We start from the raw sequence: 23,762 nt of genomic DNA, 5'->3' as shown, positions 1-23,762 counted from the left end.
ACAACACAGTGACGGGACTCTTTGGTCAGGCTCCTATCAAGTCACTCCGCCCACCGGTCGCGTGTGAACGATGTCCGTCGAGGCGAAGGCCGACACATCACATGAAAGACAGCCATCGGCGTCAGAGCGGAAACGAGTCATACCTTCCACCTCGACGAACAACTCCAGTATCACTGAGTGGAACTTCGTAGTGGACTACGACGTCCGGAGTGGAGCCTGCGGAACGACCGCGGGCACAGCGCGCACATGGGGCCTAGTCTGTATCCATGTCGGAACCGCTCGCAGGCAAGACCGTTGCCCTCACCGCCGAGCGGCGTGCAGACGAATTGGCCACCATGCTCGAACGCCGCGGCGCGAACATCGTTCACGCCGCGGCGATTCACGTTCTACCCCTGATCGACGACTCGGAGCTGAAGTCGGCTACCGAAGGCATTGTCGATCGTCCCCCGAAGATCGTGGTGATCAGCACCGGTATCGGCTTCCGTGGCTGGCTCGACGCGGCGGCCGAATGGGGTGTGCGCGACGACCTCCTGGCAGCGCTCGGGCACACGCGAATCATTGCGCGTGGCCCCAAAGCGCGTGGTGCGATCCGGGGTGCCGGGCTGCGTGATGAATGGTCGCCCGCCACCGAAGCATCGCAGGAAGTCGCCGATCATCTTGCTGCCCAGGGTATTTCCGGTGCCGACATCGCCGTGCAACTGCACGGCGTCATCACCGAATGGGAACCGACGATTCACCTGAGCGATGCTCTGAGCGAACTCGGCGCGCATGTACGCCCGATCCCCGTGTACCGCTGGATCCGCCCCGTCGATCAGGCCCCGCTCATGGACTTGTTGGCACAGATCATCGAGCATCGAGTGGACGCAGTGACGTTCACGAGCGCTCCCGCCGTCGCCTCCCTGCTGTCGACGGCCAAGGACAACGGCATGCTCGACGCCTTCCTCGCCGCACTTCGAGGCCCCGTCGCCGCGATCTGCGTGGGGCCGGTGACGTCGGCCCCGTTGGATGCGTTGGGCGTTCCGACGTCGATGCCGGACCGTGCGCGTCTCGGCTCCCTGGCCAAGTTCGTCGTCGAGCAGCTGGGTTAACCCAGAGTCTCGAGCAACTCCGTCACCGCTGCTCGCCCGGCCCGGTTCGCCCCGATCGTGCTCGCGGACGGGCCGTACCCCAGCAGGTGGACGCGATGGTTCGCGGCCACCCGGGTGGTCAGCCTGCCGTCCATGACGATTCCGCCGCCGTGCCCGCGCAGTCGCAGCGGGGCAAGGTGATCGAGGGCGCTGCGGAATCCGGTGGCCCACAGGATCACGTCGGCGTGCTGGGTCGAACCGTCCTCCCAGACAACGGAATCGGCGGTGATCGAGGAGAACATCGGCTTGCGTTCGAGAGCGCCACGTTCGCGGGCGGCAGCCAGCGACGGGGTGAGCAACAGGCCGGTCACCGAGACGACCGAGCCCGGCGGCAGGCCCGCACGCACCCGCTCCTCGACCATGGCGACGGCTTTGCGTCCGGCGTCGTGGTCGAACTGGCTGTCCCGGAACACCGGTGGTCGACGCGTCACCCATGTTGTTGTGGTGACCTGCGAGATCTCGTCGAGTAGCTGCACGGCCGAGATTCCGCCGCCGACCACGACGACGTGTTTGCCGACGAACTCGTCCGCGGTTCGGTAGTCCTTGGTGTGCAGTTGTCTACCGGTGAAGGTCTCGGCTCCGTCGTAGTGCGGAACGAATGGCTTCTCCCACGTTCCGGTCGCATTGATGAGGCCCTCGGCCATGACGACCGTGTCCCCGGCCTCGACCCGAAAGAGTGGTTCGCGGTCGCACACGACCGTCACCGTGACGGGGCGTCGGACATTCAGTTCGAACCGTTTCTCGTACGCGCGGTAGTAGCGGGGAACCGCGTCGGCTGCCGCGATGGATTCGGGTGGCTCGTCTCCCAGCGTGTCGGCGAACGGCATCCCGGGCAGATCGTGCACTCCGTTGACGGTGCTGAGCGTCAGCGACGGCCACCGGAACTGCCAGGCACCGCCAGGTCCGGGGGAGCGGTCGAGCATGACGAAGCCCGCACCTGCGGCAAGTCCGGCCCGCCTGAGGTGGTAGCCGGCCGAGAGCCCGGCCTGGCCGGCACCGATGACAGCAACCCGAGTGTCGATCACGAGTATCAGTAGATCAGGCCCCGCCCTGTGACCGCCGCTACCAGCCGGTAACCTGCTCGGCGTGATCGGACACACTCGTGACGGCGATGTCGTCATCCTGGAATTGCAGCGACCGGACAAGCGCAATGCGCTGAGCACGGATCTCTGTGTCGCGCTACGACGCGAAGTCGAGCAGGCGGATGCCGACGGCGCGCGGGTCGTGGTGATCACCGGGCAGGGCAGTAGCTTCTGCGCCGGTGCCGACCTGACCGGAGATGCGTTTCCTGACGCATTCGGCGAGACGCTGGAAGGCATGCTCACCGCCATCGAGAGAGTGTCCGTTCCAGTCGTGGCGGCGATCAACGGGCCTGCCGTCGGAGCCGGGACGCAACTGGCCATTGCCTGCGACCTGCGGGTGGTCGCACCCGAGGCATTCTTCGAGATTCCCTCCACGCGTCTCGGAATCGCAGTGAGCAACTGGACGATCAAGCGGCTGGCGGCATTGGCCGGCGGCGGCGTGGCGCGCACGATCCTGCTCGGCGGCGAACGGGTGCACGCCGATCAGGCCTATACATGCGGTCTGGCCAACAAGCTCGGCGATCGCGATGTTGCCGTGCAGTGGGCGCACTCGATCACTGCCCTTGCACCCCTGGCGCTGCGACACCTCAAGCTGGTGTTCAACGACGACGGCGCGCACGACGATCCGACGCCCGCACAGCGCGCGGCATTCGAGGCCGCGTGGAGCAGTGCGGACATGAAGGAAGCGCGCCGCGCGCGAGCCGAGAAGCGCGCACCGAAATTTGTGGGCAAGTGATCAACGGAGCGCCCGACGCGGGCGACACGGCCTGGTTGCTGGCGAGCACCGCGCTGGTCTTGCTGATGACGCCAGGCCTGGCCTTCTTCTACGGCGGCATGGTGCGCTCGAAGAGCGTGCTGAACATGATGATGATGAGCCTGTCGGCCATCGCCGTCGTGTGGTTGCTGTGGTTGGTGTTCGGGTTCTCGATGGTGTTCGGCGACAACGTGATCGGCGGCTGGATCGGAAACCCGTTGCAGTACGCCGGTTTCGAGGGTTTGCTCGGCGGCGTGTACACCTCGGCGGCGGGCACGGTGTCGATTCCGTTGGTGGGAACCGTCCCTGCGTTGGTGTTCGCAGCGTTCCAAGCGGGATTCGCCATGGTGACGGTCGCGCTGATCTCCGGTGCCGTCGCAGACCGGATGCGCTTCGTGCCGTGGGTGCTGTTCGCGGCCCTGTGGTCCACGCTGGTGTATTTCCCTGTGGCGCACTGGGTTTTCTCGCTCGACGGGCTCACCAGTGAGTTCGGCGGGTGGATCACCAACAGGCTCGGCGCGATCGACTTCGCCGGTGGCACGGCCGTGGAGATCAACGCGGGTGTGGCCGGGCTGGTGCTGGCCCTCGTGGTCGGCAAGCGGAGCGGGTGGCCGCGAGATCCCATGCGTCCGCACAATCTTCCGGCCGTCATGCTCGGAGCCGGACTGCTCTGGTTCGGCTGGTTCGGTTTCAACGCGGGCTCGTCGTTGGCGGCCGACGGCGTCGCCGCAGTGGCGCTGGTGAACACGATGGGCGCGGGCGCGCTGTCGATGGCGGCGTGGCTCGTCGTCGAGAAATGGCGGGACGGGCACGCGACGTCGTTCGGCGCGGCGTCCGGAGTGGTGGCCGGACTCGTCGCGATCACGCCGTCGTGTACTGCCGTCACACCGATCGGTGCAGCCGCGATCGGCATCGTCTCGGGTGCGTTGTGCGCGTTGGCGATCGGCCTCAAATATCGCTTCGGCTACGACGATTCACTCGACGTCGTCGGTGTGCATCTCGTCGGCGGTGTCGTCGGAACGCTGATGATCGGACTCGTCGCCAGTGCGCAGATGCCGGCGGGCAAGGACGGTTTGTTGTACGGCGGCGGTCTGCATCAACTCTGGGTGCAAGCCATCGCCGTCGTGGCGGTGTTCGCGTACACGGCAGTCGTCACCACCGCTATCGCGTTCGCAATCAAGGCCGTCATGGGCGTGCGCGCCGACGCGCAGCACGAGGCCGACGGCCTGGACGAGCACGAGCACGCCGAGTCCGCCTACGACTTCGGAGTGGGCCACGGAGGCAGCAACAAGCCTGGTCTTTTCGGTAAGTAGGCGCAAACCCTGCGCGTCCTTTACGAACCGATCAGTCGCTGAAAGTCGTTCTGTCCCTTTCGCGTTGATGCGATCGATCGTTGTTCGGTTCGACCCCTCTCGTTCATCTTCGGTTCGCTCTTCACGCTCGTTGTGCCCATAGCTTTTCGCTGCTCGGTATCGAGAGATGGACACGACGAAAGACTGAGGAACATGAAGCTGACTCGATTCGCGGCAACGTCCGCATTGGTCATTGCAGCGATGACGACCGCCATGGGCACCGCCTATGCGGATCCGGCCCCGGCTCCCGCCGCTGCCGTCGGGTGGAACGTCACCCAGGCCGGCAACCAGGTCCTCGTCGACACGACGGCCGGCACCCTGAGCAACGAAGACAACCACCTGGTCGTCCGTGACGCCAACGGCGCACTCGTCGACTCCGTACCGCTCGCCATCGCCGCCGACGGATTCTCGCACCCCGTCGCTGCCGACATCGACGGCAACCACGCCACTCTGACCGCTGATGTCTCGCCTGCCGCGGCAACCCCGGTCTCTACCTCCCTTCCCGGCCTGCAGCAGGTCGACCTGCCCGCCGCAGTCGCAGGCGTCAAGGACAACCTCAGCCTCACCGCCTCCGTCGGTGGATTCCTCGGTGCTGCAACCGGAATCGTCGGCGGATGCATCCTCGGAATCATCACCGGAGTCGTCGTGACCGCACCGGTCGCGACTCTTCTCGGAGCAGGCCCCATCGGCGGCTGCGTCATCGGCGCAATCGCCCTCGGTGCCATCGGATCGCTCGCCGGCACCTCTGCCGGTGGCCTCGGCGCAGTCATCGGTAACGCCGGACAGTTCATCCAGCTGCTCAACGCTCCTCCCGCAGTGAAGAAGTAACACCGCCTCGACAACAGTGCTGTGGCCCGCATCGGATATCCGGTGCGGGCCACAGTCGTCGAAAGGTCTAGCGAGCCAAGGCGAGATCCCCCACGTGAGCTCGCCGAGCTGCCGTCACGAGTTCGACGATGGCGTCCGCCACCTCGTGTGCTCGTTCGAGAATCACCATGTGTCCGGCCTGCGCGATACGTACTAACCGTGCATCGGGCAGGTGGGATGCAAGGGTTTCCGAGTGTCGCATCGGCGTCATCAGGTCGTCCGAACCGCACAGCACCAGCGTGGGAATCGAGGCCAGCGCGGCCAGACCGGCCACTTCGTCGAGTCCGCGGAACGCGCCGAGGAAGCCGGCCATCGTCACGATGGACGTGTCGCCGAGCATCGCCGTCGCCAGAGTGACCACCCGCGGGCTGACTTTGTGGGAGCCGCATCCCGCCGTCCTGACGATGGGCGCGCAGACCCCGCGACTGAGCCTCTTGGCACCCGACATCAGTCGAGGGGCCCGTCGAACAGCTGCTTGAAACGCCGACACGGCCGGATGCGCGAGGCAGCGACCGAGCCCGTCGTCGGTGATCCCGCCTGCGGATGTCGCGATCAACCCGACCCCGACGAGGCGCGAGCCGACGGCATCCGGGTACTGACGCGCGTAGGAGAGCGCCGTCATGCCGCCCATCGAGTGTCCGATCAGAACGAACGGCCCGACCGGTACGACAGCGCGGATCACGTCGGCCAGGTCCTCGCCGAGCTGATCGATGGTGCAGCTGTCGGGCGTTGCGGCACCGGATTCGCCGTGGCCGCGGTGGTCGTACAGAACGATTCGCGTGTTCTCGCCCCAGACATCCTCGACGTGGGTGCGCAGCTCGGTCCACGACTGCATCCGCAGGCAGTGTCCATGGACGAACACCACGGTCAGAGCCGCATCGGGCCGTCCGAACTCGCGCACTGCGAGCGTGGTGCCGTCCCCTGCGGCGACGGTGCTCCGGCGACCGACCAGGTGGTTCTGCTCACTGGTAATCATGTGCGCTCCGCGGTGTCAGGGTCACGTGACGCGACGTGGATGTTGTCCGGTACGTCGCTCGGACGACACGCCGTGTTACCTGAGTCACATTTTTCTCGAATGTGGTAGCCGATTCGACCAAGCCGAACGGTCGGCTGTGCCGAAGTACTGGTGAGCGTTCAGGTGAGGGCGCGCGTTGCCAAGAAGGAGATCGGCCATGAGCACTTCCATGGACACGCTCGAAGACGTCGTACCGCGGGCCGTCGCGGGTGACCGCGCCGCACTCGAACGCGTACTGGTGTTGATCCAGCCTCCGATTCGCCGGTACTGCGCCTCTCGAATCGGCAATCTCGATGTCGCGGCCGACGACGTGGTGCAGGACGTCTGCCTCGCTCTGGTCACCGCGATTCCCAAGTACCGCGACATGGGCAAACCGTTCATGGCATTCGTCTACGGAATCGCTGCTCACAAATTGGCCGATGCCGGCCGACGATCGACTCTGCGGCAGACGTTCTCGACGGCCGAGCTGCCCGAGGAAGTGTCGGCCGAAGACGGTCCCGAGCAGGTCGCGCTCGGCGACGAACTCCGCTCCCATGCGCAGGCCCTGATGAACACCCTGCCCCCGAAGTACAGCAAGATCATCCTGATGCGAGTGGTGTGGGGCCTGACCGCACCGCAGACCGGCGAAGCTCTGGGAATGACGGCCGGTGCAGTGCGGGTCGCCCAGCACCGGGCGATGAACATGCTGCGCGCCGAACTGTCGAACTTCTCGCTACTGGCGGCCCGCACAGCTGCCTGACACCGCCCGGTGGATGGGTGTCCGAGACGTATGTCCGAATCGCCGGATTGAGTAACACCAGCTACATCGGCTCAAGACACGTCGGCAACGTGGCGGTTCTACGTTGTTGATCCATGACCGCCGTACAGCCAGCGCCGACAGATACCGCGCTGAAAGAGACGCTCGAGGACTACACGCTGCGCTTCGCGCCGCGTAGCTACCGTAAGTGGGGGACCGGTGTTGTCGCGACGTCCGCGCTCGGCGGCATCGCGTATCTCGCGGATTTTGCCATCGGTGCCAATATCGGAATCTCGTACGGAACCGGCAATGCACTGTGGGGCATTCTGGTGTTCGCCGTCGTCATCTTCCTGACCGGCCTTCCGCTTGCCTACTATGCGGCCCGTTACAACATCGACCTCGACTTGATCACGCGTGGAAGCGGTTTCGGCTACTACGGGTCAGTCGTCACCAACGTCATCTTCGCGACGTTCACGTTCATCTTCTTCGCGCTCGAAGGTTCGATCATGGCGCAGGGACTCGAACTCGGGCTGAGCATCCCGTTGCCCATCGGGTACGCGGTCTCGACGATCATGGTGATCCCGCTGGTCATCTACGGCATGAAAGCCCTTGCCAAACTTCAGGTCTGGACCACCCCGCTGTGGCTCGTCCTGATGGTGCTGCCGTTCGTGTACCTGGTGATCAGCAATCCCGACTCGGTGGGGGAGTTCTTCGCCTACGGCGGTCAGGACGGGGCCGACGGCAAGGGCGTCAACGTCGGGTCGGTGATGCTCGCGGCAGGTGTGTGTCTTTCGCTCATCGCGCAGATCGCCGAGCAGATCGACTACCTGCGTTTCATGCCGCCCAAGACTCCCGAGAATTCCCGACGCTGGTGGACGGCAGTGCTTCTCGCCGGCCCCGGCTGGGTCATCTTCGGTGCCCTTAAGCAGGTCGTCGGCCTCTTCCTCGCCGTGTACCTGATCGCCAACGTCGTCGACGGATCCAGCATCGCCAACGAACCGGTGCACCAGTTCCTGGAGATCTACGAAAACTTCATGCCCGGTTGGCTCGCCATGACTCTTGCGGTGATCCTGGTCGTCATCAGCCAGATCAAGATCAACGTGACCAACGCGTATTCGGGGTCGCTGGCGTGGACCAACTCCTACACCCGCCTCACCAAGACGTATCCGGGCCGCATGGTGTTCGTGTTGTTCAACCTCGCGATCGCACTGATCCTGATGGAAGCCAACATGTTCGACTTCCTCAACAGCATCCTCGGCTTCTACGCCAACTGCGGTATCGCGTGGATTGCTGTGGTGGCCTCGGACATCGTCTTCAACAAGTACATCCTGAAGCTCTCGCCCAAGGTGCCCGAGTTTCGACGCGGCATGCTCTACAACATCAACCCGGTGGGCTTCGGATCCATGGGGGTCTCGGCAATCCTGTCGATTCTGGTGTTCTTCGGGGCATTCGGGTCTGCGATCAAACCGTATTCGCCCATCGTGGCTCTCGTTCTCGCACTGGTACTTCCGCCCATCCTGGCGGTGGCGACCAAGGGCAAGTACTACCTGCGACGCACCGATGACGGCATCGATCTACCGATGTTCGACGAGCACGGCAATCCGTCCGACGAGCTCGTGATGTGCCACGTCAGCGGCATGGAATTCGAGCGACCCGACATGATCGCGTCCAACGTGCCGGGGCCCAACGGGGAGAAGCAGTACATCAGTTCGCTGTCACTGAGCACCGACAAGACGGGGGAGCACATTCTCCCGCCTCAGTGACCCAGCATGTGAGTGGAACTTCGTAGCAGGCTACGAAGTTCCACTCACATGGGGCGAAGCCGCTCAGATGGTGCGCGTCAACCGATCGGCGAGCAACTTGGAGAACTTCGCCGGATCCTTCAGCTCGGTTCCCTCGGCGAGAAGTGCCGTCGCATAGAGCAATTCGGCGGTCTCGGCGAGGTGCGGATCGTCGCTGCGATCCTCGCGGGCCTTCTTCAATCCCGTCACCAGGTCGTGGTTCGGGTTGAGTTCGAGGATGCGCTTGGAGGTCGGCACGAACTGGCCCGAGGCCTTGTACATCTTCTCGAGCTGCGGGGAGAAGCTGAACTCGTCACCGACGACGCAGGCCGGTGACGTCGTCAGGCGCGTCGACAGACGTACCTCCTTGACGTCCTCGCCGAGCGTGTCGGTCAGCCAGGTGAGCAGGTCGGCGAATTCCTTGTCCTGCTCCTCGCGCTTGGCCTCGGACTCCTTCTTCTCCTCTTCGGTGTCGAGGTCCACCTCGCCCTTGGCGATGGACTGGAACGACTTTCCGTCGAAGTCGGTGACGTTGCCGACCCACACCTCGTCGACCGAATCGGTGAGCAGCAGCACCTCGAGACCGCGAGCCTTGAACGCCTCCATGTGCGGCGAGCTCTCGATCTGCTGACGCGATTCGCCCGTCATGTAGTAGATCTGCTGCTGGCCGTCCTTCATCCGGTCCACGTACTCGGCGAGGGTCGTCAGACCCTCTTCGGAGTGGGTGGACGCGAACGACGAGATGCCCAAGAGGGTTTCGCGGTTGTCGGAGTCGGAGATCAGGCCTTCCTTGAGGACCGTGCCGAACTGCGACCACAGCGTCTTGTACTTGTCGGGCTGCTCGCTCTGCAGCTCCTTGACGGTCGAGAGCACCTTCTTGGTCAGGCGACGACGGATCGCGCGGATCTGCCGGTCCTGCTGCAGGATCTCGCGAGAAACGTTGAGCGAGAGGTCCGCTGCGTCGACGACACCCTTGACGAAGCGCAGGTACTCGGGCAGCAGTTCCTGCGAATCGTCCATGATGAACACGCGCTTGACGTACAGGTGTACGCCGGCCTTGCTCTCGCGCATGAACAGGTCGAACGGTGCCTGCGACGGAATGAACAGCAGCGCTTGGTATTCGAACGTGCCCTCGGCCTTGAACGGAATGACCTCGAGCGGCTCGTCCCAGGCGTGGCTGACGTGCTTGTAGAACTCCTTGTATTCCTCCTCGGACACCTCGTCCTTGGAGCGGGTCCACAGCGCCTTCTGTGAGTTGATCGTTTCCGTCTCGATCGTGACGGTGTCCTCGCCGCCTTCCTCTTCGCTCTTGACGCGCTTCTCGACGTCGATGCGAATGGGCCAGGCGATGAAGTCCGAGTACTTCTTGATTAGTTCCTTGATCTTGCGCTCGGACGCGTAGTCGTGGAGGTGGTCTTCCTCGTCGGCGGCCTTGAGAGCCAGCGTGACCGAGGAACCCTGCGGGGCGTCGTCGACGTCGGTGATCTCGTAGGTGCCCTCGCCGGTGGATTCCCACTTGGTGGCGGTGCTCTCGCCGGCCTTGCGGGTGAGGAGCGTGACCTTCTCGGCCACCATGAACGTCGAGTAGAAGCCGATGCCGAACTGGCCGATCAGCTCCTCGGAAGCCGCTGCGTCCTTGGCTTCCTTGAGCTTCTTGCGGACCTCGGCGGTGCCGGACTTGGCGAGCGTGCCGATGAGGTCGATGACCTCCGAGCGCGACATGCCGATGCCGTTGTCCCGGATGGTGAGGGTACGAGCGGAGGAGTCGATGTCGATCTCGATGTGCAGATCCGAGACGTCGACGTCCAGATCCTTGTTGCGGTACGACTCCAGGCGCAGCTTGTCCAGCGCGTCCGAGGAGTTCGAGATCAGTTCACGGAGAAAGCTGTCCTTGTTGGAGTAGATGGAGTGCACCATCAGATCCAGGAGCTGACGCGTCTCCGCCTGGAATTCGAGCTGTTCGGTACTCAATGTCTCCCCTTCTAGCAGCAAAACCGACGCAAATATTCTACGGCAAGGCTACGGGTGAGCTGCGAAGACGTCGGCGCCGCCTACTGTGGTGCCCGTGACGAAGACGAAGTTGGCAGCAGGAGCAACCGCAGCGTTGGGCGGGGCATGGTTGGCGCGTGCGCTGTGGGGGCTTCCGTCGGCCATCGGTGCCAGGAGAGCGCACATCACTCCGTACGCGGCCGGGTCTCCGCGCTACCGCGACCGCCGATTCCACAACTCCGACCCCAGCTCCAGTTACGTCCCGGGTCGCGGCGAGAAGGGGCAGAAGAACATGCTCGTCTCGCTGTTCACCGAGCGAGGTAAGGGCAGGCCGCAGCGGCCGATCCCACTGGCACCGCCGATCGCGCCGGTGGACGCGGGCGAGCTGGCGGTCACCTGGTACGGACATTCGAGTGTGCTCGTCGAGGTCGACGGGTATCGCATTCTGGCCGATCCGGTGTGGAGCAATCGTGTGTCCCCGTCCTCGGTGGTGGGCCCGGCACGGCTGCATCCGACGCCGGTCGACCTGACGGACCTACCTCGGGTCGACGCCATCGTGATCTCCCACGATCATTACGACCACCTGGACAAGGCGACGGTGCAGAAGCTGGCGAGCACGCAGTCGGCTCCCTTCGTCGTGCCCCTGGGCATCGGCGCGCACCTGCGCAAGTGGCGGGTGCCGGGTGAGCGCATCATCGAACTCGATTGGGACGAGCAGACGGCGATCGGTGGCCTCACCGTCACGTGCACCGAGGCTCGTCACTTTTCCGGACGCGGCCTGACTCGCGATTCGACGCAGTGGGCGTCCTGGGCGTTCGCCGGTCCGGTACGACGCGTCTTCTTCGGCGGCGACACCGGTTACACACCGAAGTTCGCCGAGATCGGCAGCAAGTACGGACCCTTCGACCTGACGCTTCTTCCGGTCGGGGCCTACGACGTGCGGTGGCCGGACATCCACATGAATCCCGAGGAGGCTGTCACGGCGCACGTCGATCTGACGCCGTCGGGGGTCTTCGTGCCGATCCACTGGGCGACGTTCAACCTGGCGTTCCACCCGTGGTCCGAGCCGATCGTGCGGCTGCACGCCGCCGCGCAGGACGTCGGAGTGCAGGTGGCGGTGCCGATGCCGGGTCAACGCGTCGACGGTACGAGGACCGTGCCCGACGATCGCTGGTGGACCCGTCTGGGCTGAGCCCCACTAGGCAAGGAGTGGAGCCTGCCGGAACGACCCAACTAGGCTGCACGCATGTCTATCGACGCCGATGCACAGCGGGACACCGGGCTGACCGAGGCGGAGGTCGCCGCACTGCGGGCCGAGGGGAAATCGAACGACGTTCCCGCTCGCGCTTCACGCTCGGTTCGCGACATCGTCCGGGGCAATGTGTTCACCCGAATCAACGCGATTCTCGGTGTGCTGCTGATCATCGTGCTCTCGACGGGCTCGGTGATCGATGGCATGTTCGGCCTGTTGATCGTCGCGAACAGTGGCATCGGAATCATTCAGGAGATCCGCGCGAAGCGCACGCTGGATCGGTTGGCCATCGTCGGTCAGAACAAGCCGCAGGTGCGACGCGACGGTGTCTCGCAACAGATTCCGCCCGACGAGGTCGTCCTCGGTGACATCGTCGAACTTGGACCGGGTGATCAGATCGTCGTCGACGGCGAGGTCATCGAGACGGCAAGCCTGGAGATCGACGAGTCGCTGCTCACCGGTGAGGCCGATACGGTGCACAAACTCGAAGCAGCGCAGGTACTTTCGGGCAGCTTCGTCGTCTCGGGCAGTGGGGCCTACCGGGCAACGAAGGTCGGACGCGACGCCTATGCTGCCAAGCTCGCCGAAGAGGCCAGCAAGTTCACCCTGGTCAAGTCCGAGCTGCGCAGCGGTATCGACAAGATCCTGAAATTCATCACCTACCTGATGATTCCGGCCGGGGCGCTGATCATCTACAACCAATTGTTCTCCAGCGGGCAGGCTCTGCGGCCTGCCTTGAACGGTATGGTCGCGGCGCTGGTCCCGATGGTCCCCGAGGGTCTGGTGCTGATGACGTCGATCGCGTTCGCGGTGGGTGTCATCAGGCTCGGGCAACGGCAGTGCCTGGTGCAGGAATTGCCTGCCATCGAGGGGCTCGCGCGCGTCGACGTGGTGTGCGCCGACAAGACCGGCACTCTCACCGAGAACGGCATGCGGCTCTCGGAATTGGTGTTGATCGACGAGCACGACTCCGACTCGGTGCCAAAAGTATTGGCGTCTCTGGCGTACGACGACCCGCGGCCCAATGCCAGTGTGCAGGCCGTAGCCGAGGCGTACCCCGACGCGCCGGGGTGGACGCAGAGCGCGGTGGCCCCGTTCTCCTCGGCCAAGAAGTGGAGCGGTCTGTCGTACGGCGAGCACGGTAACTGGCTGCTCGGTGCCCCGGACGTGTTGCTCGACCCGACCTCGGAGACCGCTCGACAGGCCGAAGATGCCGGCTCCAAGGGTCTGCGGGTACTGCTGCTCGCCAGCAGTGACCTCGCCGTCGACGACACCGCGGCGCCGGGAGTCGTCACCCCGCGGGCTCTGGTGATTCTCGAGCAGAAGGTGCGCGAGGACGCCCGAGACACGTTGGAGTACTTCGCAAGTCAGCACGTTCAGGTCAAGGTCATTTCCGGGGACAACGCCGTGTCGGTCGGCGCGGTCGCCGGCTCGCTCGGACTTCCCGGTGGCGACGCCCCGATCGACGCACGTGACCTGCCCGAGGATTCCGAGCAACTGGCCGACTCCGTGCAGAACTCGACGACGTTCGGCCGCGTTCGGCCGGACCAGAAGCGTGCGATGGTGGGCGCGTTGCAGTCTCGAGGTCATACCGTTGCGATGACCGGTGACGGCGTCAACGATGTGCTCGCATTGAAGGACGCCGATATCGGTGTCTCGATGGGCTCGGGTAGTGCGGCCACGCGTGCCGTCGCGCAGATCGTGTTGTTGGACAACAAGTTCGCCACGCTGCCCTATGTCGTAGGGGAGGGGCGACGCGTCATCGGCAACATCGAGCGCGTGTCCAACCTGTTCCTGACCAAGACCGTGTACTCGGTGTTGCTGGCGTTTCTGATCGGGCTCTCGGGAGTGCTGTCGCAGGTCTTCCATTTCGAGCCGATCCCGTATCCCTTCCTGCCGAGGCACGTGACCATCGCCGCGTGGTTCACCATCGGCATTCCGGCGTTCGTGCTCTCGCTGGCCCCGAACAACGAACGGGCACGCAGCGGGTTCGTCTCGCGGGTGATGCGGTTGGCCGTTCCGTCCGGGTTGATCGTCGGCTCGTGCACGTTCGTGTCGTATCTGCTGGCCTACGCGGGTCCGAACGCCACCGAGACACAGGTGACCCAGGCGAGCACCACCGCACTGATCACGTTGATCATGATCGCGCTGTGGGTCCTGGCCGTCGTCGCGCGGCCGTACACCTGGTGGAAGGTGGTGCTGCTCGCGGGATCCGTCGGCGGATACCTGTTGTTGTTCGCAATCCCGTTCTGCCGCACCTTCTTCAAGCTCGATCCCTCGAACGTCGGTGCCACCACGAGCGCGTTGATCATCGGCGCTGTCGGTATCGCACTCGTCGAGGTCGCCCACCGATTCGGATCGGTACTGCGCAACCGGCAGGAGCGAACGTAAACTGCAGGTGTTCCGTTTCACCCGACTGGCAGGAGAGTTTCATGGGCTTCGCAGACAATTTGAAGGGCATGGTCGACAAGGGCAAGGACCTTGCGGCAGAGAACGCGGACAAGATCGACGACGTCGTGGAGAAGGCCGGGGACTTGATCGACAACAAGACCGGCGGCAAGTACGCGGACAAGATCGACAAGGTGCAGGAAGCAGCCAAGAAGGCAATTCCGGACAAGTAGGTCGATTCGGACCGTCCACCCGGTGTTCGGGTCGTCGGTGGTGCCGTAGGGCGCTGCGGGCGGCAGAATCGGGCGGGTGGACGGACCGGTACTTCTTCTCGTAGTCATCTTCGCGATCGCGGTCGCGGGATTCGCCAAGCGTCTGGACCTGCAGGTCCCGCTCGTTCTGGTGACCGTCGGATCCATCGCATCGTTCGTGCCCGGCGTACCGCACATCAGTCTCTCGCCCCAGCTCATCCTCGGTGTCGTGCTGCCGCCGTTGCTGTACTCCGCGGCGCTGAACTACTCCTTCGTCAGTTTTCGCCGCAACATCGGTCAGATCCTGCGCCTCGGTCTGGTGATGGTGATCGTGACGACCGTGGCCGTCGGGTACTTCGCCAACCTGCTCGTTCCCGAGCTGACCCTGGGCGCGGCCCTCGTGCTCGGTGCCGTCGTGGCCCCACCCGACGCGGTCTCTGCGATCGCCGTCGGCCGCAAGCTCGGCCTGCCCGCGAGAATGATGGCCATCCTCACCGGGGAGAGCCTGGTGAACGACGCGGCTGCGTTGACCCTGTTCACCTTGACCGTTGCGTCGGTGACGGGCAGTCGTATCGAACTCGGCTCACCGGTTCTGTTCTTTCTGTACGAGATCGTCGGCGGCGTGCTGGTCGGATTCGTCCTCTCGCGCATCGTTCGTTTCGTGCGAAACCGGATCGCCGACTCGGCGCTCGAGACGGTGCTCGGACTCGTCCTGCCGTTCGCGGCGTATCTGGCAGCGGAAGAGATCCACGCGTCCGGCGTGTTGGCCGTCGTCACCGCAGGTTTCGTACTGGGCCGTGTCACGGCCGACGTGTCGGTCTCGACCCGGGTGCAGGAGCGCCAGGTGTGGCCGACGGTGGACCTGCTGCTGGAAGCATTCGTGTTCGCGTACATGGGTTTACAGCTGAAGTTCGTCATCTCCGAGGTGCAGCGCGAGGGTCTTCCGGTGCATCACATTTTCGGGTACGCGCTGCTGGTGCTGCTCGTGGTCATCGTCGTTCGTCCGGCCTGGATCTTCTTCAACTCGGGGAGAAACCTGCTCTTTCGCACGGTGTTTCGCCGCGAGGGGGTGGCCGACGGCCTGACGTGGCAGCAGAACCTGGTGCTGTCGTGGGCCGGGATGCGCGGGGTGGTGACTCTCGCCGCAGCCGCGGGTGTTCCGTTCACCACCGTTCTCGGCGACGAATTTCCCGGGCGGGCGGTGATTCAAGCCGTCGCGTTCGTCGTCGCAGTCGGAACGTTGCTGCTGCAGGGCCTGACGCTCCCGCTCCTTATTCGGCGGTTGGACGTCGCCGATCCACTCGAGCAGCAACGCAACGACAACCAACGATTGCTCTCGCAGGCCATCGCCCGCACGGCTGCCGAGACCTACCTCGAGCGGGCCGCGAAGGACGGCATCTCCGGCGTCGACAGTGACCGGGTAGCCGAGGTGATCGCGCGCGTGCGACGGTCGGTGCGGGCCCGGATGGACGCGGACGAGACCGAGGACCGGGAGAAGCGAATCGCGGCGGCCGGCGCGCTGTTCGACACCCTGCGGCACAATGTCCTGGTCGCGCAGCGGGCAGCACTGATCGCCGCCCGCGACTCGGGGGAGTTGGACGACGAAGCCCTCCGCGCAGTGTTGAATGGTCTGGACGTGGAAGAGATCGCGGCCGAGGCACGCATCGAACGACGCACGACGTAGACGACGAACACCATGGGAGCGCTGAGACAGTGAGGTCGACCGGACTGGTGGCCGCCGCGGCACTCGTGTTCGCCCTCGCCGCGTGCAGTTCGCCTGCCGTGCCTCCCGTGGCTCCGGCACCCACGTCGAATCCGGCACCCGAGGGCTCCGGCCGCGGGTCGATCGTGTCGTCGATGCCGCTCGGTCAGGTCGACATCGGTGTTGCATTTCTGGGCGGATCCGCCACGAAGATCGTCTACCGCACCACCGACGGCGTCACCGGTGGCGGAACCGAGGCATCGGCAACGGTGTTCGTGCCCAAGGGTTCTGCGCCTGCCGGTGGCTGGCCGATCGTCTCGGTCGGGCACGGCACCACCGGTGTCACCGACGAGTGTGCGCCCTCGCTGTATCCGAACCTGTTGGGCACCATCGGCCTGGTGACGCCCTTCCTCGAGCGCGGCACCGTCGTGGTGGTGACGGATTACCAGGGTCTGGGGACTCCGGGGGATCCGGCGTATCTCAACATCGATGCTGCGGCCTACGACGTCATCGATGCCGTGCGCGCCGCGCGTACCGTGGTGCCCGACGTCGGAACCCGATGGGGTGCCATCGGCACTTCTCAAGGGGGACAAGCAGTCTGGGCCGCTGCCGAGCGCAATGCGGAGTACGGCGACGGTTTGGAACTGGTCGGAGTCGCCGCGCTGTCGCCTGCAGCCGATCTGACGCGGTACTTCGCAGCCGACACCGAACAGACCCTGTCCCGTCAGTTGCTGGTGCCGTTTCTCTACGAGGGTCTGCACGTCACGGATCCGAGCGTCGAGCGCTCCGACTACATCCGCGGCACCTTCGCCGACAACGTGACCGCGCTGACGGCGTGCAGCGATCTGCTCGGTTTCTCCAAGGCCGACGCGGGTGCCGTCATCGATCCGGCCGATGCTGTCCCGGCCGATGACCGGGCCGCGAATCGTATGACGGACTGGCTCCGATCGGTGGCGCTGCCGACGTCCCGCACCGATGTTCCGCTGTTCGTTCTGGTCGGCGAGCGCGACGACCTGATCGATCCGCAGTGGACTCGCGACGCCGTGGCGAAAGCCTGCGGACTCGGCGACGACGTGGAACTGCGTTCGGAACCCGAGCAGGGGCACGCGGATCTGGCCGCCAACGCGATCGGCGTCGACTGGCTCGTCGAGCGTTTCCTGAACGTGCCCAACTCGACCACCTGCGCACGATGACCGCGGCACTGGCGTGGATGGCGGTGATCGTGGCGGCGATCGTCACCGCCATCGCGCTGATCAGCCTGCGTGGCCGACGCGATCTGACCACCCCGGAGGAGCGCGCGGTTCATGCCACCCTGCATACCGCGTCGTTGGCGGCGAAGCCGCTGCGGAACGGTCTCGATGCCCGCTCGGCTGCCGCCGCTGCTCCCCATCTTCGAGTCCTGACCGGGGCGGATGCATTGGGTATCTGCGATCCGAGTGCGTCGCTGCTGGCCTGGGACGGGCCGTGGCCGGAGTTGACTCCGGCGTTCGTGGAGGCGGCCAGACGCGCCGTCGACGGGCAGCGGCGAGTGCTGGTGCGGCTTCCGCTCGGCTCGATCCACGAGGTCAAAGCACTGGTGGTGCAGCCGTTGATCGACGAGGATTCGCCGGTGGTGGGGGTGCTCGGTGCCGCGGTGGTGGCCGAACCAGGGCCGGGGATGCTCGGGGCCATCGCCGAGGTCGCGCGCTACGCGTTCGGTCAGATCGAACTCGCCGAACTCGACGCATCGCGGGCGCGGTTGGACCGAGCCGAGGTGCGTGCACTCCGGGCCCAGATCAGCCCGCATTTCATCTACAACGCGCTGGGCACCATCGCGTCGTTCGTCCGTACCGACCCGGATCGGGCACGGGAACTGGTGCTCGAATTCGCCGATTTCACCCGGTACTCCTTCCGCAACGCCGGGGAATTCACCGTGCTCGCCGACGAGCTACGCAACATCGATCGGTACCTGACGCTCGAACGGGCCCGGTTCGGCGATTCGCTGCAGGTCACCCTGCAGGTGGCTCCCGAGGTGCTCGGGGTGGCCCTGCCTTTTCTGGCACTGCAGCCGCTGGTGGAGAACGCCGTCCGGCACGGGTTGTCGGGCAAGGCCGACGGCGGTCGCGTCACGATCATCGCCGCCGACGAGGGCACCGACGCCGTGATCAGCATCGAGGACGACGGAGTGGGAATGGACCCCGAGGTACTGCGATCGGGCAGCATGCACACCGAGGATGCGGCCCACGTCGGACTGGCGAACGTGGACGATCGGCTGCGGGCGGCCTTCGGAAACGACTACGGTCTCGTCGTGGACACCGCACCGGGAGCAGGCACGAAAGTGAGCCTTCGGGTGCCCAAGTTCAGGCCGGGGGTGCGGGCATGACGCATCCAGCGAACTCCGGTGCCGCGCGCGGGCTGGTCGTGCTGGCGGTCGACGACGAGCGGCCCGCCCTGGACGAGCTGGCTTTCCTGCTGCGCGAGCAGGAGGCCGTGTCCGAGGTGTACACCGCGCAGGACGCGACCACCGCCCTGCGCCAACTCAAGCAGACCTCCGGTCAATCCGTGGTCGATGCAGTGTTCCTCGACATCAACATGCCCGGCCTCGACGGCCTCGAGCTCGCCGGAATCCTGTCGGCGTTCGCTCGGCCACCTGCGGTCGTGTTCGTCACCGCGCACGACGATCGGGCACTGGCTGCCTTCGATCTGGGCGCGGTGGACTACCTCCTCAAGCCGTTGCGCGACGACCGCTTGGCCGAGGCCGTCCGACGGGTTCTGCTCGCCCGTCGTCGGCCCGCCGAGTCGGGCGAATCGGCTGCCGACGAGGTCATCCCGGTCGAGCTCGGTGGAACCACCACGCTGGTGCACCGGTCGTCGGTGGCGTGGGTGGAGGCCGACGGTGACTACGCGCGGCTGCATACCGCCACCGGTTCGCACCTGGTGCGTATTCCCATCTCTGCTCTCGAAAGTCGTTGGGCCGATGCCGGTTTCCTGCGAGTGCATCGTTCGTATCTGGTTTCGCTTCCGTTGGTCACCGGAATCAGAAGCGTCGGTTCGGGCTTGGTGGTGTGTCTGCGCGCCACCGGCGCGCTGCCGGCCTGCGAGCTACCGGTGAGCCGGCGGCACACCAGAGAACTCAAGGACCGGCTCGTGCGCGGTCCGCTGCAGTCGTGGTCGTCGCGGTGACGAGAGGTGCGCGGTGAGTCAGCCGCACCGGGAGCGGGTGGTGCTCTCGCAGCGCCGCGGCGCGCGCCTGGTGCGCACCCGCGTCGAGGTGCAGGAGCAAACCGAGGTGGGCGACGCGCTGGTGCGCAGCCTGGTGCGTGCGCAACTCCTGCTGTCGCTGCGCCTGGCAGTGATGACGTTGTCGATCCTGTTCGCGATTCCCCTGCTGGGCATGCTGCTCACCCGTTTCACCGATGTCGCGCCGTTCGGTATCGGGTTGCCGTGGTTGCTTCTGGGGGTGGCCATCTATCCGTTGCTGTTCGGCGTCGGCCGCGCGTACGTGCGCCGCGCCGAGCGTAACGAGGCCGAGTTCGTCGGCCTGGTCGAGGACTAGGCGCCGGTGAACGGATCGATACCCGTCGCGACATTGATTGCGTTGATCGTGGCCGCGCTGGCCACCGTCGGCATCGGTGTCTACGGAGTTCGGTTGGCGCGCACCACCTCCGACTTCCTGGTGGCCTCGCGGACCGTCGGACCGCGGTGGAACGCCGCGGCTATCTCGGGTGAATACCTTTCTGCCGCATCGTTTCTCGGTGTCGCGGGGCTCATCGCCAAGTACGGTGCCGATGCGCTGTGGTATCCCGTCGGCTTCACCGCAGGCTATCTCGGTCTGCTGCTCTTCGTCGCCGCCCCACTGCGCAGGAGCGGTGCGTACACGGTGCCCGACTTCGTCGAATTCCGGCTCGGCGCACCATGGTTGCGTACCGTGGCCATGCTCGTGGTGGTGGTGATCTGCGCGCTGTATCTGGTGCCGCAGTTCCAGGGCGCAGGCCTGACGCTGAACATCCTCCTCGGGGTGCCGGGCTGGGTGGGAGCACTCGCGGTCGGTCTGATCGTCATCGCGAACGTCGTCGGCGGCGGAATGCGCTCGATCACCTTCGTGCAGGCGTTCCAGTACTGGCTCAAGCTCACCGCGATCGCCATCCCTGCGCTGGTGTTGACCGTCCACTTCGTCGCCGACGACCGCAGCGTCGGTACCGCGGCCCCGCCGACCGTCGCCGAGCAGACCCGGGTCGACATCACCACCGACGTGCTCGTGCAGGTCGACTCGCCGATCGTGGTGTCCGTGGCAGGAACCCTGGACGAGCAGAGCGTCGACGGACGTGTGACTCTCGATGCCGGCGAACACCGGCTCGGGTCCGGGACACTGCTCACCCTCGACGCAGGCTCGCCGGTTCCGGTAGTCGCCGGCGCGCCGACCACCGACCGCGCCTGGGCGATGCCCGGCGGGGGACTGGGCGGTCAGCACCCGCTCTACCAGGTGTATTCACTGATCCTGGCCACGTTCCTCGGCACCCTCGGGCTGCCGCACGTGCTGGTGCGGTTCTACACCAACCCCGACGGCCGAGCCGCGCGATTGACCTCGCTGACCGTGCTGGCGCTGCTCGGCACGTTCTATCTGTTCCCGACGGTCCTCGGAGTGTTCGCCCGGCTCTACGTGCCGCAACTGCTCATCACCGGTGCCTCCGACGCCGCAGTGTTGCTGCTGCCCGGCTCCGTGCTGTCGGGGGTACCCGGCCAGCTGCTGGCCGCACTCGTCGCCGCCGGTGCTATCGCCGCCTTCCTGTCCACGTCGTCCGGCCTGCTGGTCAGCATCGCGGGTGTCCTGAGCACCGACGTGCTCTCGGGCAAGGTCCGAGACTTTCGTGTCGCGGCCGTCCTTGCCGGCGCAGTGCCACTTGCACTGTCGATCGGCGTTGTCTCACTGGATCTCTCGCGTACCGTCGGGCTCGTGTTCGCCGTCGCCGCGTCCACGCTGTGTCCGCTGCTCGTGCTCGGCATCTGGTGGCGCGGACTCACCGCAGCAGGAGCCGCGGCCGGGCTGTTCCTCGGCGGCGGACTCTCCCTCGTCGCCGCGTCGATCTCCGTCGTCACCCCCATCTCCGACGGCGTCCTCGGGGGCTGGGCGGCAGCGATACTCGGCTACCCGGCCGCGGTCAGCGTTCCCGTGGCCTTCGCCGCGATGATCGTCGTCAGCCTCGCCACCCGGCGAACAGTGCCGTCGGACATCTCCCGAATCTTCGCCCGATTGCACCTGCCCGAAGGCCTCGACATGGGCAAAGACCGAGAGCGCGAGCTGTAGCGAGAGGAGGCCGTTCGTCGGGTCTGCGCTACCGCTCGTCGCACACTCCCGCAGCCCGTCGTGTGATCGACGCCACCCCCTGATGTTGTGACCTGACTCTCACTACTGTTCCGAGTCAGCTACAGCTCACATCTACTTCAGGAGTCCAAGGTGACCGCACCGGAAACCAATTCGCCACCGGACGCGCAAGCGTTCGTCGACATGCAGGCCAGTCCCGAGTTCCAGGAACTCCGGCACCGCCTGCGTAGCTTCGTGTTCCCGATGGCCGGGTTCTTCCTGGTCTGGTACGTCATCTACGTGCTGCTCAGCACCTACGCCGTCGACTTCATGTCGACCAAGGTGTGGGGCAACATCAACGTCGGTCTGCTGCTCGGCCTCGGCCAGTTCGTCACCACGTTCGCCATCACCGGCATCTACGTGCGGTTCGCCAACCGTGAACTCGATCCTCGCGCCGCAGCCCTGCGCGCCGAGATGGAAGCCTCCCAGGGAGCGAAGTCGTGAATGTACTAGCCCAGGCCGCCGACACCACCGTCGGTGAACCGCTCGTCAATATCGCGATCTTCGGCGCGTTCGTCCTCATCACGATGGCCGTCGTCATTCGCGCCTCCAAGAAGAACGCGACGTCTGCGGAGTTCTTCACCGCGGGCGGCGGATTCTCCGGACCGCAGAACGGCGTCGCCATTGCCGGTGACTACCTCTCGGCCGCAAGCTTTCTCGGTATCGCCGGTGCCATCGCCGTCTACGGCTACGACGGCTTCCTGTACTCCATCGGGTTCCTCGTCGCCTGGCTCGTCGCGCTCCTGCTCGTTGCCGAATTGCTCAGGAACACCGGCAAGTTCACGATGGCGGACGTGCTGAGCTTCCGGCTCAAGCAAGGCCCGGTTCGTACCGCGGCCGCACTGTCGACGCTGACGGTGTCGCTGTTCTACCTGTTGGCTCAGATGGCAGGCGCAGGCGGACTCGTCGCACTGCTGCTCGACATCTCCGACCGCACCGGACAGTCCATCGTGATCGCCATCGTCGGTGTGCTGATGATCGCGTACGTGCTCATCGGCGGTATGAAGGGCACCACGTGGGTGCAGATCATCAAGGCCGTTCTGCTCATCGCCGGTGCCGCATTCATGACCGTGCTCGTGCTCGCCAAGTTCGGCCTGAACTTCTCCGAGCTTCTCGGCAGCGCGCAGGCGATGGTGTCGAGCTCGGCCGACCCGATCGTCGGTGCTCGTGACGTCATCGAGCCCGGTGCCCAGTACGGCGGCAGCGCCACCTCGAAGATCAACTTCCTGTCGCTCGGCATCGCACTCGTCCTCGGTACGGCAGGTCTGCCGCACGTGCTGATGCGCTTCTACACGGTGCCCACCGCCAAGGAAGCTCGTCGCAGTGTCGTGTGGGCCATCGCGCTCATCGGTGCGTTCTACCTGTTCACCCTCGTGCTCGGCTACGGCGCCGCAGCGATCGTCGGACCCGACCGCATCCTGGCCTCCGCCGGCGGTCAGAACTCCGCAGCCCCGCTGCTGGCCTTCGAGCTCGGCGGCGTCATTCTGCTCGGCGTCATCTCTGCGGTCGCCTTCGCGACCATCCTCGCCGTCGTCGCCGGATTGACGATCACCGCGTCGGCGTCGTTCGCTCACGACATCTATGCGAGCGTCATCAAGAAGGGCAAGGTCGACGACAAGAAGCAGGTCAAGGTCTCGCGGATCACGGCCGTCGTCATCGGCATCCTGGCCATCGGCCTCGGCATCCTCGCGAACGGGCAGAACATCGCCTTCCTGGTGGCGCTGGCGTTCGCCGTCGCGGCAGCAGCGAACCTGCCGACCATCCTGTACTCGCTGTTCTGGCGTCGCTTCACCACCACGGGCGCACTGTTCAGCATGTACGGCGGCCTGATCTCGACGATCGTGCTGATCATCTTCTCCCCGGCCGTGTCGGGATCGAAGACGTCGATGATCCCCGGCTCGGACTTCGCATGGTTCCCGCTGTCCAACCCCGGCATCGTGTCGATTCCGTTGGCATTCATCCTCGGTATCGTCGGAACGCTGATCTCGAAGGACACCGAGAACACCGACAAGCAGGCCGAGATGGAGGTTCGCTCTCTCACCGGCATCGGTGCGGAGAAGGCCAGCGCCCACTGATCCACCTGTAGAACTGTTCGCGAAGTGCCCGTGTGAGCAAGGCCTCACAC

20 protein-coding genes are annotated in these 23,762 nt (G+C 65.3%); 17 read left to right on the top strand and 3 right to left on the bottom strand.

The annotated features are described in order from the left end of the window. Positions 1-266 precede the first annotated feature (266 nt). Positions 267-1,088 (top strand): uroporphyrinogen-III synthase, encoded by an 822-nt coding sequence (locus tag VF34_RS22560; protein WP_032375363.1) that lies wholly within the window; start codon positions 267-269, stop codon positions 1,086-1,088. Here the strand turns inward: VF34_RS22560 and VF34_RS22555 are convergent. After that, positions 1,085-2,158: an NAD(P)-binding domain-containing protein gene (locus VF34_RS22555; protein ID WP_032371564.1), complete on the bottom strand. Its 1,074-nt coding sequence runs from the start codon at positions 2,156-2,158 to the stop codon at positions 1,085-1,087. The two genes, VF34_RS22560 and VF34_RS22555, sit on opposite strands and share 4 nt — an antisense overlap. Before the next feature lie 55 nt (positions 2,159-2,213). Between VF34_RS22555 and VF34_RS22550 the strand changes: the two genes are divergently transcribed. From VF34_RS22550 to VF34_RS22540, 3 genes are all read left to right on the top strand, one after another. Continuing rightward, complete coding sequence (locus VF34_RS22550) at positions 2,214-2,945, top strand: enoyl-CoA hydratase (RefSeq protein WP_032371283.1); 732 nt, start codon at positions 2,214-2,216, stop codon at positions 2,943-2,945. Beyond that, on the top strand, positions 2,942-4,276 hold the full coding sequence (locus tag VF34_RS22545; protein WP_032375364.1) for an ammonium transporter: 1,335 nt from the start codon (positions 2,942-2,944) through the stop codon (positions 4,274-4,276). The genes VF34_RS22550 and VF34_RS22545 overlap by 4 nt, the downstream gene beginning before the upstream one ends. Before the next feature lie 192 nt (positions 4,277-4,468). After that, complete coding sequence (locus VF34_RS22540) at positions 4,469-5,143, top strand: DUF8020 domain-containing protein (protein ID WP_027495954.1); 675 nt, start codon at positions 4,469-4,471, stop codon at positions 5,141-5,143. A 67-nt stretch (positions 5,144-5,210) separates the two neighbouring features. Here the strand turns inward: VF34_RS22540 and VF34_RS22535 are convergent, their stop codons facing one another. Then, on the bottom strand, positions 5,211-6,158 hold the full coding sequence (locus tag VF34_RS22535; RefSeq protein ID WP_032365970.1) for an alpha/beta fold hydrolase: 948 nt from the start codon (positions 6,156-6,158) through the stop codon (positions 5,211-5,213). Between the two features lie 196 nt (positions 6,159-6,354). Here VF34_RS22535 and shbA point away from each other — a divergent pair, with 196 nt between their 5' ends. Continuing rightward, positions 6,355-6,936 (top strand): RNA polymerase sigma factor ShbA, encoded by a 582-nt coding sequence (gene shbA / locus VF34_RS22530; protein ID WP_045842047.1) that lies wholly within the window; start codon positions 6,355-6,357, stop codon positions 6,934-6,936. Positions 6,937-7,049: 113 nt separating this feature from the next. Beyond that, complete coding sequence (locus tag VF34_RS22525; RefSeq protein WP_032375366.1) at positions 7,050-8,696, top strand: purine-cytosine permease family protein; 1,647 nt, start codon at positions 7,050-7,052, stop codon at positions 8,694-8,696. 63 nt (positions 8,697-8,759) lie between these two features. Here VF34_RS22525 and htpG read toward each other — a convergent pair whose 3' ends face one another. Then, positions 8,760-10,685: a molecular chaperone HtpG gene (gene htpG / locus VF34_RS22520; protein WP_032373086.1), complete on the bottom strand. Its 1,926-nt coding sequence runs from the start codon at positions 10,683-10,685 to the stop codon at positions 8,760-8,762. Positions 10,686-10,779: 94 nt separating this feature from the next. On the opposite strand from htpG, the gene VF34_RS22515 reads away from it, so the two are divergent. The 11 genes from VF34_RS22515 to VF34_RS22465 all read left to right on the top strand — a co-directional run bounded on the left by VF34_RS22515 (position 10,780) and on the right by VF34_RS22465 (position 23,712). Further along, entirely contained in the window at positions 10,780-11,895 is a 1,116-nt protein-coding gene (locus tag VF34_RS22515) for an MBL fold metallo-hydrolase (RefSeq protein WP_032373140.1), read from the top strand. Positions 11,896-11,949: 54 nt separating this feature from the next. After that, positions 11,950-14,346 (top strand): HAD-IC family P-type ATPase, encoded by a 2,397-nt coding sequence (locus VF34_RS22510; protein ID WP_032373085.1) that lies wholly within the window; start codon positions 11,950-11,952, stop codon positions 14,344-14,346. A gap of 41 nt (positions 14,347-14,387) precedes the next feature. After that, positions 14,388-14,576, top strand: a complete 189-nt coding sequence (locus VF34_RS22505) for an antitoxin (protein WP_032373084.1) — start codon at positions 14,388-14,390, stop codon at positions 14,574-14,576. 76 nt (positions 14,577-14,652) lie between these two features. After that, positions 14,653-16,278: a Na+/H+ antiporter gene (locus VF34_RS22500; RefSeq protein WP_032373083.1), complete on the top strand. Its 1,626-nt coding sequence runs from the start codon at positions 14,653-14,655 to the stop codon at positions 16,276-16,278. Between the two features lie 29 nt (positions 16,279-16,307). Continuing rightward, a complete protein-coding gene (locus tag VF34_RS22495; protein ID WP_032373082.1) occupies positions 16,308-17,489 on the top strand; it encodes an alpha/beta hydrolase family protein in 1,182 nt (393 codons plus the stop codon). Then, complete coding sequence (locus VF34_RS22490; RefSeq protein ID WP_032373081.1) at positions 17,486-18,658, top strand: sensor histidine kinase; 1,173 nt, start codon at positions 17,486-17,488, stop codon at positions 18,656-18,658. The genes VF34_RS22495 and VF34_RS22490 overlap by 4 nt, the downstream gene beginning before the upstream one ends. After that, positions 18,655-19,458 carry a LytR/AlgR family response regulator transcription factor gene (locus VF34_RS22485; RefSeq protein WP_032373080.1) on the top strand — a complete coding sequence of 268 codons (804 nt, stop codon included), beginning with the start codon at positions 18,655-18,657 and terminating at the stop codon, positions 19,456-19,458. Before VF34_RS22490 ends, VF34_RS22485 begins: the two co-directional genes overlap by 4 nt. Positions 19,459-19,471: 13 nt before the next feature. Next, positions 19,472-19,831: a hypothetical protein gene (locus VF34_RS22480; RefSeq protein ID WP_027495968.1), complete on the top strand. Its 360-nt coding sequence runs from the start codon at positions 19,472-19,474 to the stop codon at positions 19,829-19,831. Between the two features lie 6 nt (positions 19,832-19,837). Continuing rightward, positions 19,838-21,580 carry a sodium/solute symporter gene (locus tag VF34_RS22475; protein ID WP_032373079.1) on the top strand — a complete coding sequence of 581 codons (1,743 nt, stop codon included), beginning with the start codon at positions 19,838-19,840 and terminating at the stop codon, positions 21,578-21,580. A 201-nt stretch (positions 21,581-21,781) separates the two neighbouring features. Further along, entirely contained in the window at positions 21,782-22,081 is a 300-nt protein-coding gene (locus VF34_RS22470) for a DUF485 domain-containing protein (RefSeq protein WP_032373139.1), read from the top strand. Beyond that, complete coding sequence (locus tag VF34_RS22465; protein WP_032373078.1) at positions 22,078-23,712, top strand: solute symporter family protein; 1,635 nt, start codon at positions 22,078-22,080, stop codon at positions 23,710-23,712. Before VF34_RS22470 ends, VF34_RS22465 begins: the two co-directional genes overlap by 4 nt. Positions 23,713-23,762: the final 50 nt, after the last annotated feature.

Source organism: Rhodococcus sp. PML026 (genome assembly GCF_000963615.1).
Classification (GTDB): Bacteria; Actinomycetota; Actinomycetes; order Mycobacteriales; family Mycobacteriaceae; genus Rhodococcoides; species Rhodococcoides fascians.
This window is presented reverse-complemented; position numbering and strand designations above follow the sequence as displayed.

What these genes read in the sequence shown, in the direction of transcription:
- VF34_RS22560 (WP_032375363.1), top strand. Translation starts at nt 267, where the DNA reads ATGTCGGAACCGCTCGCAGGCAAGACCGTTGCCCTCACCGCCGAGCGG.
- VF34_RS22540 (WP_027495954.1), top strand. Translation starts at nt 4,469, where the DNA reads ATGAAGCTGACTCGATTCGCGGCAACGTCCGCATTGGTCATTGCAGCG.
- VF34_RS22535 (WP_032365970.1), bottom strand. Translation starts at nt 6,158, where the DNA reads ATGATTACCAGTGAGCAGAACCACCTGGTCGGTCGCCGGAGCACCGTC.
- shbA (WP_045842047.1), top strand. Translation starts at nt 6,355, where the DNA reads ATGAGCACTTCCATGGACACGCTCGAAGACGTCGTACCGCGGGCCGTC.
- VF34_RS22525 (WP_032375366.1), top strand. Translation starts at nt 7,050, where the DNA reads ATGACCGCCGTACAGCCAGCGCCGACAGATACCGCGCTGAAAGAGACG.
- VF34_RS22510 (WP_032373085.1), top strand. Translation starts at nt 11,950, where the DNA reads ATGTCTATCGACGCCGATGCACAGCGGGACACCGGGCTGACCGAGGCG.
- VF34_RS22505 (WP_032373084.1), top strand. Translation starts at nt 14,388, where the DNA reads ATGGGCTTCGCAGACAATTTGAAGGGCATGGTCGACAAGGGCAAGGAC.
- VF34_RS22490 (WP_032373081.1), top strand. Translation starts at nt 17,486, where the DNA reads ATGACCGCGGCACTGGCGTGGATGGCGGTGATCGTGGCGGCGATCGTC.
- VF34_RS22485 (WP_032373080.1), top strand. Translation starts at nt 18,655, where the DNA reads ATGACGCATCCAGCGAACTCCGGTGCCGCGCGCGGGCTGGTCGTGCTG.
- VF34_RS22470 (WP_032373139.1), top strand. Translation starts at nt 21,782, where the DNA reads ATGCAGGCCAGTCCCGAGTTCCAGGAACTCCGGCACCGCCTGCGTAGC.